Genomic DNA, 14,637 nt, shown 5'->3' with positions numbered 1-14,637 from the left:
ATGCGCTACTCCGAGCCGCGCGACGACAACGAGCACAGCACCCACTCTGCTGCGCAGCGCGCGGTGGCGTCGGCACGCAGCACCTGGGTCAGCGTCGCGGTCAACCTGGTGCTCTCCGGCCTGCAGATCGTCGTTGGCGTGCTGGCCCGGTCGCAAGGCTTGGTGGCCGACGGCCTGCACTCGTTGTCCGACTTGGTGGCCGACTTTGTGGTGCTGTTCGCCAGCCGCCACAGCCAGAAAGACGCCGACCAAGAGCACCCCTACGGCCACCAGCGCTTTGAGACTGCCGCCTCACTGGCGCTGGGCGCGCTGTTGCTGCTGGTCGGTGTGGGCATGGTCTGGAGCGCGGTGACCAAGCTGCAAACCCCGGAGACCATAGCCGTGGCCCATCCGGCAGCGCTGTGGGTGGCGCTGGCCGCCTTGGCGGCCAAGGAACTGCTGTTTCGCTACATGCTGGGCGTTGCCAAAGCGGTCAAATCCAGCATGCTGGTGGCCAATGCCTGGCATGCACGGTCAGACGCCGCCTCATCCCTCGTCGTCGGCCTGGGGCTGCTGGGCAATCTGGCGGGCTTTCCGCTGCTGGACCCGATCGCCGCGCTCATCGTGGGCCTGATGGTCAGTCGCATGGGCTGGATTTTTGGCTGGGACGCGCTGCACGACCTGGTGGACCACGCCATCGACCAGGAAGAGGTGCAGGCCATCCGTTCCACGCTGCTCTCCACCCCCGGTGTGCTGGGCGTACATGAGGTGCGCACCCGCAAGATGGGTGACATGGTGCTGGCCGACGCGCACATCGAGGTGGATGCCCAGCTCACCGTGGAGGCCGGCCACGCCATCGCGGTGCGCGCCCGGGCCGCCGTGCTGGAACGCCACCGCGTGCTCAACCTGTTCACCCATGTGGACCCGGCCCAGCGGCCGGACAAAGACCACGAACCCGTGGTCAGCTAGGCCAACCGTGGCTCAGTGCTGCTGCGCGTTGTGCGTGGCGGTCAGCAGCTTGTCGGTGTAGGCAATGGCCAGCGCGCTGAGCAAAAACACCACGTGGATGATGGTCTGCCACATGAGCACCTTCACGTCGTAGTTGGCGGCGTTGATAAAGGTCTTGAGCAGGTGGATGGAGCTGATGCCGATGATGGCCATGGCCAGCTTCACCTTGAGCACCGAGGCATTCACATGGCTGAGCCATTCGGGTTGGTCGGGGTGGCCTTCCAGGTCCATACGGCTCACAAAGGTTTCGTAGCCGCCCACGATCACCATGATCAGCAGGTTGGAGATCATCACCACATCAATCAGCGCCAGCACCACCAGCATGATGATGGTCTCGTTCAGCGCGGGCACCGTGATGTCGGACTTGTAGCCAATGCTGGTCACCAGCGCCTGCAGCGCGGTCTGGCTGCCAAACGCGGCCTCCAGCAAATGCACCAGCTCCACCCAAAAGTGGAAGACGTACACGCCCTGCGCGGCAATCAGCCCCAGGTACAGCGGCAACTGCAGCCAGCGGCTGGCAAAAATGAAGTTGGGGATGGGGCGCAGCGCGGTGGCTTTTTTGGGTGTAGGGGCGGTCATGGTGTGCGGGATCAAAAGTGGACAGCGCGCGCATTGTAAAAAATGCGCCTAAGCCCCTACAAACCGCTCAGCAGCGTCTGCGATCCCTGCCAGCGCGCACCGGGCAGCAGCACCACAGGTTGCATCACTGCCGCGGCTTCCACGCAGGCAAACTGGGTATGGCCCTGCGGCGGCAAATCGGCCAAGCCGGCGTCGGGCCCGGGGTTCCACACCACCACATCGCCAAAGCCCGCGTGCTCCAGCTGCAGCGGCCCCAGCGGGCTTTGCAGTTGCAAGGGGCCGGCCACGGCTTCAAAGATGTGGTCGATAGGCTCGCGCAGCGACAGCGTTGCGCCCTCGGGCAGCACGCCGGTCAACGTGGCCTGCGCCACATCGCCCACCGCCAGGTAGGTGTGCAAGGCTGCGTGAAAGGGAAAGGACGTAGGGCCCGTGTTCTCCACCGCCAGCGCCATGCGCAGGCCATTCGCCAGCAGGCTCACGGTGAGCGTGCAGACGCAGGCATGGGGCCACTGTGGGTCGTCGCCCACCGCGTTGTGCAGTTGCAGGGAGATGCGGGGTTCGGACTCAGATGCATCCCAGGGCAGCAGCGTCCACTCCCGCATGCGTGCCCAGCCATGGCGCATCAACGGGCCCCGCGCCGCAAATTGCGGAAAGATCACCGGCACGCCACCGCGCACGGCCTGCGGCCCTTTGAGGGGCGAGGCCGGGCTGCAATACAACCGCTCCACACTAGCGGCATCTACCCACGAGATCACTTGGGCACCGCGTAATAGCACAGTGACGGTATCGCCCGCGGGGCCCTGCAGGCGCACGGCGGGGGCTTCGTCGATCAACAGGGTCTGGCAGTTCATGCCCTGCAGTTTATCGGGTGGTCGTGACCTTGGAGAGATGGCGTGGCTGGTCGGGGTTGGCGCCGCGTGCGCGTGCCACGGCTTCCACCAGCAGGTAGAAACTCTGGATGGCCGTGATGGGGTCCAGGTCTTCTTGCGGTGCGGTAGTCAGCGTCAGGTCGCGGCCCGGCACATCGGCCGGTGCAGCCAGCAGCACCTGGGCGCCACGGCCACGCATCTCGGTGGCCAGGTCAATCAGGCTTTGCTGCGCGGGGCCCCGCAGCGCAAACACCAGCATGGGGTAGTTCTCGTCGACCAGCGCCATGGGGCCGTGCTTGACCTCGGCACCGCTGAAGGCCTCGGCCTGGATGGCACAGGTCTCCTTGAACTTGAGCGCCGCCTCCTGCGCAATCGCCAGGCCCGGGCCACGGCCAATCACCATCAGCTTGCTGGCCGTGCGCAGCGGCTCCACGGCACTGGACCAATCTTGCTTGCATGCATCCTCCAGCGCCGCAGGCAGCGTTTGCAGGCCCTGCAACAGGTCAGCATGTTCGCCCCAATGCGCAGCCAGGCGCGCGCCGGCCACCAGACCGCAGATAAAGCTCTTGGTGGCGGCCACGCTTTTCTCGGGGCCCGCGTGCAGCGGCAAGGCCCAGTCCACGGCCAGGGCCAGGGGCGACGTGGTGTCGTTCACCAGCGCCACCGTGGTGGCCCCCGCGGCCTCAAACAGCTGCATGGGTTCGATCAGGTCCGGGCTGCGACCCGACTGCGAGATGGACACCGCCAGCAGGCGTTGCTTGGCCAGCGGCGCCTTATAGAGTGTCAACAGCGACATGGGCAGCGAAGTGACCAGCTGCCCGGTACGCGACATCACCAGGTAGGCAAAGTAGGCGGCCGCGTGGTCCGAGCTGCCTCGCGCAATCGTCACCGCACCTTGGGGCGGCAGCGCGCGCAGCGCGGCGCCCAGGGCGGCGTAGCGGTCTTCGTCCGCGGCCAGTTGCAGCGCCACCTGGTGCGCCGAGGCCAGGGCCTCTTCCAACATCAAAGTACTCACAAACAATCCTTTATTGAAAACACAGGGCCAGCGCGCCATCCATGGCGTCACCCTGGGCGGGCACTACGCGCTGCGCAATGGCGGGCGAGAGCTGGGGCAGCAGGCGCTGGGCGATGCTGCCGGCCACGGCCAGCGGCAAGGTATGCGCCGGGTCCAGCGCGGTGGCCAAGGCCTCCAGGCTTTGCGCAGCACGTGCGAGCAGCTGGGCTGCTTCGGCATCGTGTTCTGCATGCGCAAAGACCTTGGGCGCCAGGCTGGCGTACTCAAACTGGCGTGCCACGCCGCACCAGGCCAGCAAGGCCTGCGGCGTGTTCCCCAGTGTGGCGTAAACATCGCGAGTCAGTGGCGTGTGGGCATGGCGCCCATCCACCGCGCGCTGCGTAAGGTTCACAGCCTGCAGTCCCAGGTCGGCACCGCTGCCCTCGTCACCACACGGAAAGCCCCAGCCACCCGAGGTGGTACGCGCACCAGTGGCTTGCAGGGCCAGACCAATCGCACCCGTGCCCATGATGACCAGCGCACCGGGCGCACCCTGGTGGGCGCCCAGCAGGGCGGTCACCGCATCGGACTCCAGTACCAGGCGCGTATAGCCGGGGTTGGCGGCCAGGCACTCGGCATTCCAGTCTGCGTTGTTGGCACCGGCCAGGCCCAGGCCCAGCGCGCAATTGGCGGGCTCAGGTTGGGGCCAGCCGGCCTGCAAACGGCCCTGCACCGCGAGTGCAATCGCTTCTGCAATATGGCGCCAGGCCTGGGGAGTGCCCTGCATCAACCCCGAAGCACCGGCCTTGCCCTCACCCACCACCCCACCGCTGCGGTGCACCACACGCGCCCGCGTGCTGGTGCCGCCGCCGTCCACGCCAATGGCGTAGTGGACGTGCGCGGGCAGAGAGCTGAAATTCCAGACAGCGCTCATCGGGCGTGGGCCGAGCGCATATTGCCCGGGTTCAGGCGCATGCAGGCCGAGCCATCGGCTTTGAACAGGTACAGCGCGGACGGCGCGGCGCGCACAATGACCGAGTCACCCAGGCGCACCTCGGCATTGCCATCGCCACGCACGATCAGCTCCTGTCCATCGTCCATCTTCAGGTACAGCAGGTTGGATTCGCCCAGGTGCTCCACCAGCGTGATCTCGGCATCCAGCGCGGTGTCATCCGCGCCCGGCGCCACACCCGCAGGCAACACTTCGCAGTGCTCGGGGCGCAGGCCCACTTCCACCGTCTCACCCACCTGCAGCTGCGAGGCATCCACCGTGGCCAGCACCTTGCTGCCATTGCCCAGTTGCAGGCGTGCGCCAACGTCAGACACTTCGATCACGCGCGCGGGCAACAGGTTGATGGTGGGCGAGCCAATGAAGGTCGCTACAAAGCGGTTGGCGGGCTGCTGGTACAGCGAGAGCGGTGTGCCCGCCTGCTGCACATGGCCTTCGTTCAGCACCACGATCTTGTCGCCCAGCGTCATGGCCTCGACCTGGTCGTGCGTCACATAGACCATGGTGGCGTCCAGGTCGCGGTGCAGGCGCGCCAGCTCGATGCGGGTCTTGGCGCGCAACGCGGCGTCCAGATTGGAGAGTGGCTCGTCGAACAGAAACAGGCGTGGCTCGCGCACGATGGCGCGGCCAATCGCCACGCGCTGGCGCTGCCCGCCGGACAGCTCGCGTGGCAGGCGGTCCAGCAGGTGGTCGATGTGCAGCACCTTGGCCGCGTCGCGCACCTTTTTGTCGATGTCGGCCTTGGTGGCGCCGTGGATCTTCAGGCCGAAAGACATGTTGCGGTACACGTCCATGTGCGGGTACAGCGCGTAGCTCTGGAACACCATGGCAATGCCGCGCTCGGCCGGCGGCAGGTGGTTCACCACATCGTCGCCAATGCGCAGCTCGCCGCTGCTGATGTCCTCCAGGCCACACAGCACGCGCAACAGCGTGGACTTGCCGCAACCACTGGGGCCGACCAGCACCACCAGCTCACCGTGTTCGATATCGAGGCTGATGTTGTGCAGCACCGGCTCGTTGCTGCCATAGGATTTGGAAATGTTTTTAAGGGAAACGCGTGCCATGGTGTGTGTGCTTTATTTGACGGCGCCCGCGGTGATACCGCGAATCAGTTGACGGGAGAACAGGGCATACAGCGTGACCACCGGCACGATGGCCAGGGACAGCGAGGCCAGCACGGCATTCCAGTCGGTGGCGTACTGCCCCACAAACTGCTGGATACCGAGCGTGATGGTTTGGGTCTTGTCCGACGGCGCCAGGATCAGCGGGAACCACAGGTCGTTCCAGATCGGCACCATGGTGAACACCGCCACCGTGGCAATGGCCGGGCGGATCAACGGCACCACCACCTGGAAGAAGATGCGGAACTCGTCAATGCCGTCGCAGCGCGCTGCGTCCTTCAGCTCGCTGGGCACCTGCCCCATGAACTCGGACAGGATCATGATGGCCAAAGGCAGGCCCTGCGCCACATAGACCAGCACCAGTGCGGTCAGCGTGTTCACCAGGTTCAGCTCCACCATGAGCTGCAGGATGGACACCGTGCCCAGGCGGATCGGCACCATGATGCCGAAGGCAAAGAAAAACTTGAGCCAGCGGTTGCCCTTGAAGCGGTACTCCGACAGGCCCCAGGCCGCCATGGCACCAAACAGCAGGATGAAGAACAGCGAGGCAATCGTGACGATAAAGCTGTTGCCGAAGTACATGAGCACGTCCGAGCGGCCCAGCACCTTGGTGTAGCCAATCAGCGAAAAGGTCTCGGGTGTGGGCCAGGCCAGCGGGTCGTTGAAGATGGCGTCGCGGCTCTTGAACGAGTTCATGAACACCAGCAGGATGGGCAAGAGCGCCAGCAGCAGGTAAGCGATCAGAGTGAGGTGCACAAACACGCGGCTGGGCGCCACGGGCAGGGCCTTACGCACTGTGGAGGGGGAAGACGAATGGGCCATGCGCAGTCTCACAAAGCAAAGCGCTGCAGCCGGCGCTGCACCACCAAAAGGTACAGGGCCACGCCCACCAGAATAACCAGGAACATGATGGTGGCCACGGCCGCACCCATGGTGGCGCTGGCCACTTGCGACTGGTAGCCGAAGAAGGTGCGGTAGAACAGCGTGCCCAGCAAGTCGGTGCTGTAGTTGGGCCCGGCCAGTGCGCCCTTGACCGTGTAGATCAGGTCAAACGCGTTGAAGTTGGCCACAAAGGTCAGGATGGTCACCAGCCCCAACGTGGGCAGAATCAGCGGCAGGCGGATCTGCCAAAAGATGCGCCAGGGCGATGCGCCCTCCACCACGGCAGCTTCAATGATGTCTTCGGGAATCGCGATCAGCGCGGCGTAGATCAGCATCATGGGCACGCCGATGAACTGCCACACCGACATCAGCGACACGGTGATCAGCGCGCTACCTTCCAGGCCCAGCCAGGGTGCGAACCAGTCCCCCAAACCGACAAAGCCCAACAAGCGCTCGGACACACCCCACAGCGGCGACAGGATGAGTTGCCATACAAAACCAATGATCACCACTGACAGCAGCGTGGGCAGGAAAAAGATGGTGCGGTAGGTGGCTGCAAAGCGCACATTGCGCAGCGACAGCAGCGCCGCCAGCAGCAGGCCCACAGGGTTTTGCACCGCCATGTGGATGCCAAAGAACTTGAGGTTGTTCCACATCGCATTCCAGAAGCTCGCCGACCACCGCGGGTCCGAGAGGATGGTGATGTAGTTAGCCAGCCCGGAGAAGGTGCGCACGCCCGTGTCGTCGGCGCTGTACAGGCCCAGACGCAGCGTGTCGATCAGCGGCAACGCGCTGAAGGTGGCGTAGATCAGCAGCGCCGGTGCCAGGAACACCAGCACCCGCCAGGAGAAACCTAATTTCATGGAAGACCTTGTTGGTCAGAGACAGATGCAGGGAGAAACAGGGGAAAGAAAACTGTGGCAACAAGGTGCGGGCCACCGGCCCGCACCTTGCTTAATCACACCCAGGCATTACTTGCCAGGCGTGTACCACTTGGCAAAGCCGGTCTGGATTTGCGTTGCTGCATCCTTGGCGGCCATCTTGCCGTTCAACACTTGCGAGCTCACGTTCCACAGCTCGTTTTCCATGCTCGGCGTACCGCGGTTCATGATCTGTGCGTTCAGGCGGATCGTGCTCTTGCACTGGTTGCGCCAGCCAATCATTTCCTTGGCCACAGGGTTCTTCACATCAATCGCGTGCTTGGACAGCGAGAAGAAGCCGGTCACCTTGTTGGTGTACAGGTCGGCAAACTCTTTGCTGGCCAGCCAGTTCAAGAACACCTGAGCGTCGGCCTTGTTCTTGCTCTTGCTGTTGATGCCCATGGCGATGTCGGTGTGGTCCGAGATGTAGCAAGGATCACCGGCTTTTTGCACGGGTGGCTTGAAGGCGCCGAATTCCACTTTGCTATTGCCTTCAAAGTAGGAGATGTCCCACGAACCAGCAGGGTAGATCGCAGCGCGGCCTGTGCCGAACAGGTTTTGCGAATCGCCATAGGTCTGGGCCTGGTAGCCCTTGGGCAGGTAGGCGGACCACTTGGCCATGGTGTCCCAGGTGCTTACGAATTCAGGATCGGTGAACTTCTTCTTGCCAGAGATGATGGCCTTGCGTCCTTCTTCACCCTTCCAGTGGTTCGGGCCAATGCCGGTGAACACGATCTGGTTGGTTTCCCATTGGTCAGCGGTACCCAGGGCAATGGGCGCCACCTTGCCTTGTGCCTTGATCTTGTCCAGCGCGGCAAAGAAGTCGGCTTCGGTCACGGGCACAGCCAGGCCGAGATCGGCAAACACCTTCTTGTTGTAGAAGAAGCCGTGGATCACCGAGGCGATGGGCATGCAGTAGGTGGCCTTGCCGTCATCGGTCTGCCAGGCGACTTGCGACGAGTCGGGGAAGTTCTTCAGACCGGGCGCGCCGTCCAATTTTTCCAGGTGGCCCTTTTTGAACAGGTCCAGCGACACGTCAAACGGGCGGCAGGTGATCAGGTCACCCGCAGTGCCGGCCGTCAGGCGGGTGTTCAGCGCCGAGTCGTACTCGGGTGGCGAGGTGGGGGCGAACTTGATGGTGATGCCGGGGTTGGCTTTGTAGAAGGCGGGCAGCAGCACGTCTTCCCACAGGCCTTTGTCGTCAACGCGCCAGCTTTCGATGGTGAGCGTGCCTGCACTGGCCAAACTGCTGCAAACCAGCGCTGCCGCAGCGGCGGCAAGGCGAAGGGTATGGGACATGGGGTCGGTTCTCCTGGACTTTGGTGAATGAAAACTGCCGTCACTGCCCTGTGGCAAGCGCGATCAGTGGCCCGGAGGTTATGCTGTGACCCCTGTAATATCAAACCGCCAAGCCAGGGCGGCCTTACACAGTTAAGTCGTTGATTTCATTCAGAATTTCCGCCATGTATTGCCGCTTTGCCTTACGCTTTATTACGCGCCAGCAGCCCTCACGGGCCAGGTCTGGCGGGCTGGACGGCGGCGCGCATACATAACATTACAAATCGACAGGAAATGAAAGCTTTCGCCTGGGTCGTGTGGGGTCTGTCGCTGTGGCTGGGGGCCGCGCTGCCCACCCACGCGCAAAGCCCCAGCGTGCCGCTGGACGTGCTGCACTGGTGGACCTCGGCCAGCGAGCGCCGCGCGGCTGACCAGCTCAGCGCCCACTTGGCCACGGCCGGCGTGCAGTGGAAGGACGCGGCCATCCCCGGCGGCGGCGGCATGGCGGCGGTCAAGGTGCTCAAGAGCCGCGTGCTGCTGGGTGATCCGCCCGACGTGGCCCAGCTCATCGGCACCACGCTGACCGACTGGGCCGACATTGGCCTGGTCATGCCACTCAACGCCGTGGCCCAGCGCCAGCGCTGGTCCCAGGTGCTGTTCCCCACCGTGCTGGACCTGATCACCTACAAGGGCGACGTGATTGCCGCGCCGCTGGGCATCCAGCGCATCAACACCCTGCTCTACAACCGCAAGGTGTTCAACAAGCTGGGCCTCACGCCCCCGCGCACCTGGGCCGAGTTTGAAATCATTGCGCGCAAGTTGCAGGCCCAGGGCGTGCGCCCACTGGCCTGGAGCGACGAACCCTGGCAAATGGCCACCGTGTTTGAAACCCTGCTGTTGGGCGACGCCGGCCCAGCGCTGTACCGCGAACTCATCGTGCAGCGCAAGAGCAGCGCCTGGATGGACCCGCGCGTGGAGCGCGCGCTGCAGCGCCTGCGCTGGCTGCGCACGCTGGCCAGCGACGCCCCCGTGGAACGCGCCTGGACCGAGAGCGCCCGCGAACTGCTGGCCGATGGCGCCGGCATGATGATCATGGGTGACTGGGCCAAGGGCGAACTGATGGCCTGGGGCGCCAGCCCGACGCGCGACTTTGGCTGTGTGGTGGTGCCCGGCACCGAGGGCATGCACCTCTACAGCATCGACACGCTGGCCATGCTCATCAGCGCCCGCCCACGCGAAGCCGCGCAGGAAAAAATGGCCGAGGTGGTCACTGGCATTCCGGCGCAAATGGCCTACAACCGCATCAAGGGCGCCGTGCCTGTGCGTCGCGATATAGATGTGACCCAGCTCGACGGCTGCGCGCGCGATTCGTGGGAAACCTTTGCCGCCCCGCGCAGCGCGCGCGTGCCCAGCCTTGCGCACCGCATGGCGGCCGACGAAGCCATCAAGGACGCCGTGGCGCAAACCCTGTGGCGCTACCTGACCGACCCGCGCATGGAGCCGCAAGAGGCCCAGCGCCGCCTGGCCGCCGTGATCCGCGCGCCCAGCGCCGAACGCTGAAGACACACGCCATGAACCGCACCCTGCTGGTCGTCGACGACGACCAAAAAACCCGCAACCTGCTCAAGACCTACCTGGAGAAACACCAGTACGAGGTGCGCGTGGCGCACGACGGCGCCAGCTTCATGGCCGAGTTCGACCGCTTCAAGGACGAGCTCAGCCTCGTCATTCTGGACGTGATGCTGCCCGACACCGATGGCTTCACGCTGTGCCGCAGCGTGCGCAGCCAGTCGCCCGTGCCCATCATCATGCTGACCGCCAGCGCCGACGATACCGACCGCATCGTCGGCCTGGAGCTGGGCGCCGACGACTACATTGCCAAGCCCTACAACCCGCGCGAACTGCTGGCCCGCATCAAGGCTATCCACCGCCGCATGCAGCTGGGTGCACCGGGCGCGCCGGTGCGCACGCTGCGCTTTGCAGGCTTCAGCATGGACGTGGTGGAGCGCGTGCTGACCGATGCCCAGGGCGCGCCCGTGGTGCTGACCAGCATGGACTTCAACCTGCTGCGCTTCTTTGCCGAGCACGCAGGCGAAACACTGGACCGCGCCCGCCTGATGGAGCAAACCCGCGGCCGGGACCTGGGCCCGCTGGACCGCTCGCTGGACGTACAGATCAGCCGCTTGCGCCAGCGCCTGCACGACGATGGCAAGCAGCCAGTGCTCATCAAGACCGTGCGCGGCAGTGGCTATGTGTTCTCGGCCGACGTCACCCAGCATGGCGACAGCTAACCGACGCCGCTGGACGCGCCGCTACCTGCCCGACAGCCTGCTGGGCCGCATCGTGGTGGTGATGGCGCTGGGCGTGGTGAGCGCCCAGCTGGTGGGCACGCTGCTGTGGGCGCGCCAGCTGCGCGAAAGCGCACGCACCGAGGCGCTGGGCGCCGGCAAGCACCTGGCGCTCAATGCGGCCGGCGCCATCCGCTTCTTCCGTGACCTGCCGCCTCAGTTCCGCCCCATCCTCATCGAGCAGCTGCGCACCATGGGTGGCACGCGGTTTTTTGTAAACGTGAACAAGGCCCGCGTACCCATCGCCCCGCTGAAGAACAACGCGCTGGTAGACGCCGTGGTGGATGTGGTGCGCGACGACCTGGTACGCAACCTGCACGCCACGCAGGCGCCCGATGTGGCTTTTTCCTGGCCCGACAACCTGCAGGTGTCCGACGACGGCCGCATGGTCAGCGACCTGCCCGAATCGTGGGTGGAGGCCACCCTGCTGCTGCGCCCGCGGCCCGCACCGGTGCTGGTCATCCAGGCCGAGTTTGAACCCGGGCGCTGGCTGTACTTGGCCGCGCCTATGCCCGACCCCTACTTTCTGGACAACGCCAACCCGCTGACCACCGACCGCATTGCGCTGCAGCTGGTCACGCTGGCCACGGTGCTGGTGCTCAGCGTGCTACTGGTGCGCGGGCTGATCCGCCCGCTGAACAAAATCGCCTCTGCTGCCAACGCCTTTGGCAGCGACACGGCTCCCGAGAGCGTGCCCGAGACCGGCACTGCCGAACTGCGCCGCACCGCGCGCGCCTTCAACGAAATGCAGGCCCGCATCCAGGGCTATCTGGTGGACCGCGAGCGGCTGTTCCTCGGCATTTCGCACGGTCTCAAGACACCCATCATGCGGCTCAAGCTGCGCACCGAGCTGCTGGACGACGAAACCCTGCGTGCCGAGTTCCACGAAGACCTGGACGACCTGGACGTGATGGTGAAAGCCGCGCTGCAAAGCGTGAAAGACACCGACATCCACGAAAACCTGACCCCCGTGCGGTTGGACACGCTGCTGGCCCGCCTGGCGCAGCGGCCCATCCACCCCGACGCGTCCATCGAATGCACGGCCGAGGCCATCAGCGTGCTGGGCAAGCCGCTTGCCTTGGAGCGCGCCTTCAGCAACCTGCTGGACAACGCAGTGCTGTATGGCGAACGCGTGCAGGTGCGGCTCAGCCACCAGGGCGCACGTGCGCTGGTGGAGGTCCGCGACTTCGGCCCTGGTATCGCGCAGGCCAGCATGTCGGCCGCGTTTGAACCGCATGTGCGCCTGTCCCACGGCCAGCAACAAAACCGCACCGGCACCGGCCTGGGCCTGGGCATCGCACGCAACATCATCCAGGCGCATGGCGGCGAGATCCGCCTGCACAACCACGCCGAGGGCGGGCTGGTGGTCACCGTGTTGCTGGCGGCCCTGCCATCGGAGTGAGCCAAACAGACGTAAAAAAGCCGGCTGCAAGCGCCGGCTTTTTTGGGGGCCTTACAGCTTAGTAGCTGCGTGCGCCGCGGTAGCCTTCAGAGCTGCCACGGTCTTCGCGCGGACGCGCCAGGTTCACCACAATGGATCGGCCATCCACCGATTGGCCATTCAAGCCGTCAATGGCTGCTTGGGCAAAAACTGGTGTGGTCATCTCGACAAACGCGAAGCCTTTGGAGCGGCCGGTGTCACGGTCCATCATCACCTTGGCGGAGGTCACATCACCGAATTCGGAGAAGTTGCTGTGCAGACTGGTGTCGTCGACGGAATAGGGCAGATTGCCCACATAAATTTTGGTACTCATAGTTTGCCTTTCAGAAAAAGTGTCTTCAGCAGGTTTGCGGACGCGGAATGCAGGTTTCTAACCAGCCCTGGGTAATGGCATACACACGGGCGGCTTCGCGAGATACGAACTCGCAGTCAAAGTTAAAAATTCGGCAGTAGGCGCCCTTGCTTTGGGTGCGCTGGACGGAAATGGAGGCACGGAAACGGCCATTGCTGGTGGCGTGCGTGGCGGGCGAAACAATGTAGTTGCCCATGGGTATGGCTAATTCAGAAATCTGGTTCATGTAAGAGGGGGGTGCGGGCCTGAATAAAGGGGCCGGCTTGAGCAAGGAGAGAATCGGTTGGCTGCAGCTCTGCAGATCAACGTGGTCGACAAGTGTCGAATAAACCGAGGCCCCACTACAAAAGACATCTTTTGTCGGGTCTCGTGGAACAGTGCGTTGGGAGCACACTGAGTTCCTGCCCTGCATTATATCTTTTAATAAATATAAGTCAACACTTATATTGCCAAAAGTTTATAAAAGTTTCGCCAGACGGGAAACTAGGCAGGTTCCTGTAGCGGCAGGAAGATGTCGGTCAGCAAATCGGCCGGCGCCGTATCGCGCGGGTTGTTCAGGTATTCCTCAAACACCGGCTGGTCCAGGGCTGCCTGGCCCGACTGCACCAGCCACTGCCCATACAACCAGTGGTAGGCCGCACCCATGGTGGCGTAGGGCCCGCGGTGGCGCAGCACGGCGCAGGTGCAGCCGACTAGCGTCATGGGCTGCAGGGGCGCGGTAGCGGTGGCACCTGCGGGCACCGACAAACCGGCCCACGACCGCAGCTGCGCCTCGGGCACGGCCGCGGGGTCGTCGTAGTACACGGCCAGCCAGCGCGTGTCCTCGCGCTGCAGGCCCTGCGCAGCCATGTGGGTGAAGGTGGTTTCAAACGCCTTGCCAATCCGCATATAGCCACCGCCATGCGGCAGGCCGGCCAGCGGCACCGCGGGCACAAAGCGGATGTCTACGGAATATCCCGCCGCGGTGGCCTGCGCCAGCCCCTGGCGGAACACCACATGCCCGCCCTGCGCGCGGTACTGCGTGGGGCCCATGCCATAGGCCGTGCCAAACGCACGGGTGAACGACTGCACATTGGGGTAGCCGCACTTGCGCGCCACCTGCGCCACCGGCAGCTGCGTGTTGGCCAGGTAGCCGGACGCACGGTGCAGCCGCAGCCGGCGTATGGTGGCCGCAATGGTCTCGCCGTTCATCGCGTGGTACACGCGGTGCCAGTGGTAGGGCGACAGGTGGGCCACCTCCGCCAGCTGGTCCAGGTCCAGCTCCTCGGCCAGATGGTCGTGGATGTAGGCGGTGACGCGGCTCAGCCGGTCTTGGTAGTCGGTCCAGCTGTGGCTGCGGTTCATGCGCGGTGGGCTCTTTCGTTACTGCAGGCCTATTGCAATCCAATAGAGATGGCAATCTTGCCATCGGCACTGTAATGCTCGTACTCGGCAATCACCGTTTTGGCCAGCTCGGTATGGCCCCAAATCTCCATCCACTTGGCGCCCACCAGGTCCATGCGGCCCGGCTCCACATCAAACACCGCGCGCTTGGACGCGGGGACGACCACACGCACCATGCCTGCGGGCACCTCGGCACTGGCCGGCACTGGGGCGCCGATCACCAGCGAATACAGGCCCGTGTTGTTGACGCCCGCGTTTTCAAAGTGGGTGTACACCGCAACCACATCGCCATTCAGCTTGGTGGGGATGTGGGCCAGCACTTCCTCCTGGCCAAAGCGCCGCCAGTGCGGGGGAATGGTCTGCATGGCCTCCAGGTTGGTGGTGCGCAGCTCGATGCCGATGACGTGGATGGCTTGGGACAATTGCTCTGTTTTCATCAAAAAACTCCGGTGGGTTTGAACACCGGGTCAGTCT

The 14,637-nt window shown here is 64.4% G+C and carries 16 protein-coding genes; 4 read left to right on the top strand and 12 right to left on the bottom strand.

Annotation, left to right across the window (positions count from 1 at the left end; translation table 11 throughout):
• Positions 1-948, top strand: a complete 948-nt coding sequence (locus tag AC097R_RS02825; RefSeq protein ID WP_479596085.1) for a cation diffusion facilitator family transporter — start codon at positions 1-3, stop codon at positions 946-948.
• 12 nt (positions 949-960) lie between these two features.
• Here the strand turns inward: AC097R_RS02825 and AC097R_RS02820 are convergent, their stop codons facing one another.
• The 8 genes from AC097R_RS02820 to AC097R_RS02785 form a co-directional block, all read right to left on the bottom strand.
• On the bottom strand, positions 961-1,566 hold the full coding sequence (locus AC097R_RS02820) for a TIGR00645 family protein (protein WP_479596084.1): 606 nt from the start codon (positions 1,564-1,566) through the stop codon (positions 961-963).
• A gap of 56 nt (positions 1,567-1,622) precedes the next feature.
• Complete coding sequence (locus AC097R_RS02815) at positions 1,623-2,417, bottom strand: D-hexose-6-phosphate mutarotase (RefSeq protein WP_479596083.1); 795 nt, start codon at positions 2,415-2,417, stop codon at positions 1,623-1,625.
• Positions 2,418-2,427: 10 nt separating this feature from the next.
• A complete protein-coding gene (locus tag AC097R_RS02810; protein WP_479596082.1) occupies positions 2,428-3,450 on the bottom strand; it encodes an SIS domain-containing protein in 1,023 nt (340 codons plus the stop codon).
• 10 nt (positions 3,451-3,460) lie between these two features.
• Positions 3,461-4,363, bottom strand: coding sequence for a glucosamine kinase nucleotide-binding domain-containing protein (locus AC097R_RS02805; RefSeq protein WP_479596081.1), 903 nt, complete (start codon positions 4,361-4,363; stop codon positions 3,461-3,463).
• On the bottom strand, positions 4,360-5,502 hold the full coding sequence (locus tag AC097R_RS02800) for an ABC transporter ATP-binding protein (protein WP_479596080.1): 1,143 nt from the start codon (positions 5,500-5,502) through the stop codon (positions 4,360-4,362). Before AC097R_RS02800 ends, AC097R_RS02805 begins: the two co-directional genes overlap by 4 nt.
• Before the next feature lie 12 nt (positions 5,503-5,514).
• Positions 5,515-6,381 carry a carbohydrate ABC transporter permease gene (locus tag AC097R_RS02795; RefSeq protein WP_479596079.1) on the bottom strand — a complete coding sequence of 289 codons (867 nt, stop codon included), beginning with the start codon at positions 6,379-6,381 and terminating at the stop codon, positions 5,515-5,517.
• Positions 6,382-6,389: 8 nt separating this feature from the next.
• Entirely contained in the window at positions 6,390-7,304 is a 915-nt protein-coding gene (locus tag AC097R_RS02790) for a carbohydrate ABC transporter permease (RefSeq protein ID WP_479596078.1), read from the bottom strand.
• A 108-nt stretch (positions 7,305-7,412) separates the two neighbouring features.
• Entirely contained in the window at positions 7,413-8,660 is a 1,248-nt protein-coding gene (locus AC097R_RS02785; protein WP_479596077.1) for an ABC transporter substrate-binding protein, read from the bottom strand.
• A 273-nt stretch (positions 8,661-8,933) separates the two neighbouring features.
• On the opposite strand from AC097R_RS02785, the gene AC097R_RS02780 reads away from it, so the two are divergent.
• From AC097R_RS02780 to AC097R_RS02770, 3 genes are read left to right on the top strand one after another with little or no spacing between them, the layout of a single operon-like run.
• Positions 8,934-10,199, top strand: coding sequence for an ABC transporter substrate-binding protein (locus AC097R_RS02780; protein ID WP_479596076.1), 1,266 nt, complete (start codon positions 8,934-8,936; stop codon positions 10,197-10,199).
• 11 nt (positions 10,200-10,210) lie between these two features.
• Complete coding sequence (locus AC097R_RS02775) at positions 10,211-10,930, top strand: response regulator (RefSeq protein WP_479596075.1); 720 nt, start codon at positions 10,211-10,213, stop codon at positions 10,928-10,930.
• The gene (locus AC097R_RS02770) at positions 10,917-12,389 is read left to right on the top strand and encodes an ATP-binding protein (protein WP_479596074.1); all 1,473 of its coding nucleotides are present in this window, start codon (positions 10,917-10,919) and stop codon (positions 12,387-12,389) included. The genes AC097R_RS02775 and AC097R_RS02770 overlap by 14 nt, the downstream gene beginning before the upstream one ends.
• Positions 12,390-12,447: 58 nt before the next feature.
• Here AC097R_RS02770 and AC097R_RS02765 read toward each other — a convergent pair whose 3' ends face one another.
• From AC097R_RS02765 to AC097R_RS02750, 4 genes are all read right to left on the bottom strand, one after another.
• Entirely contained in the window at positions 12,448-12,741 is a 294-nt protein-coding gene (locus AC097R_RS02765; protein ID WP_479596073.1) for an RNA recognition motif domain-containing protein, read from the bottom strand.
• Positions 12,742-12,766: 25 nt separating this feature from the next.
• Positions 12,767-13,006 (bottom strand): hypothetical protein, encoded by a 240-nt coding sequence (locus AC097R_RS02760; protein WP_479596072.1) that lies wholly within the window; start codon positions 13,004-13,006, stop codon positions 12,767-12,769.
• Positions 13,007-13,263: 257 nt separating this feature from the next.
• Complete coding sequence (locus AC097R_RS02755; RefSeq protein WP_479596071.1) at positions 13,264-14,124, bottom strand: AraC family transcriptional regulator; 861 nt, start codon at positions 14,122-14,124, stop codon at positions 13,264-13,266.
• Positions 14,125-14,153: 29 nt separating this feature from the next.
• Positions 14,154-14,600, bottom strand: a complete 447-nt coding sequence (locus tag AC097R_RS02750; RefSeq protein WP_479596070.1) for a GyrI-like domain-containing protein — start codon at positions 14,598-14,600, stop codon at positions 14,154-14,156.
• Positions 14,601-14,637: the final 37 nt, after the last annotated feature.

The sequence above is a fragment of the Rhodoferax sp. ZS1R25 genome, assembly GCF_056521335.1.
The sequence above is the reverse complement of the archived record's forward strand: the minus strand, read 5'-3'. Positions and strand labels throughout refer to the sequence as shown.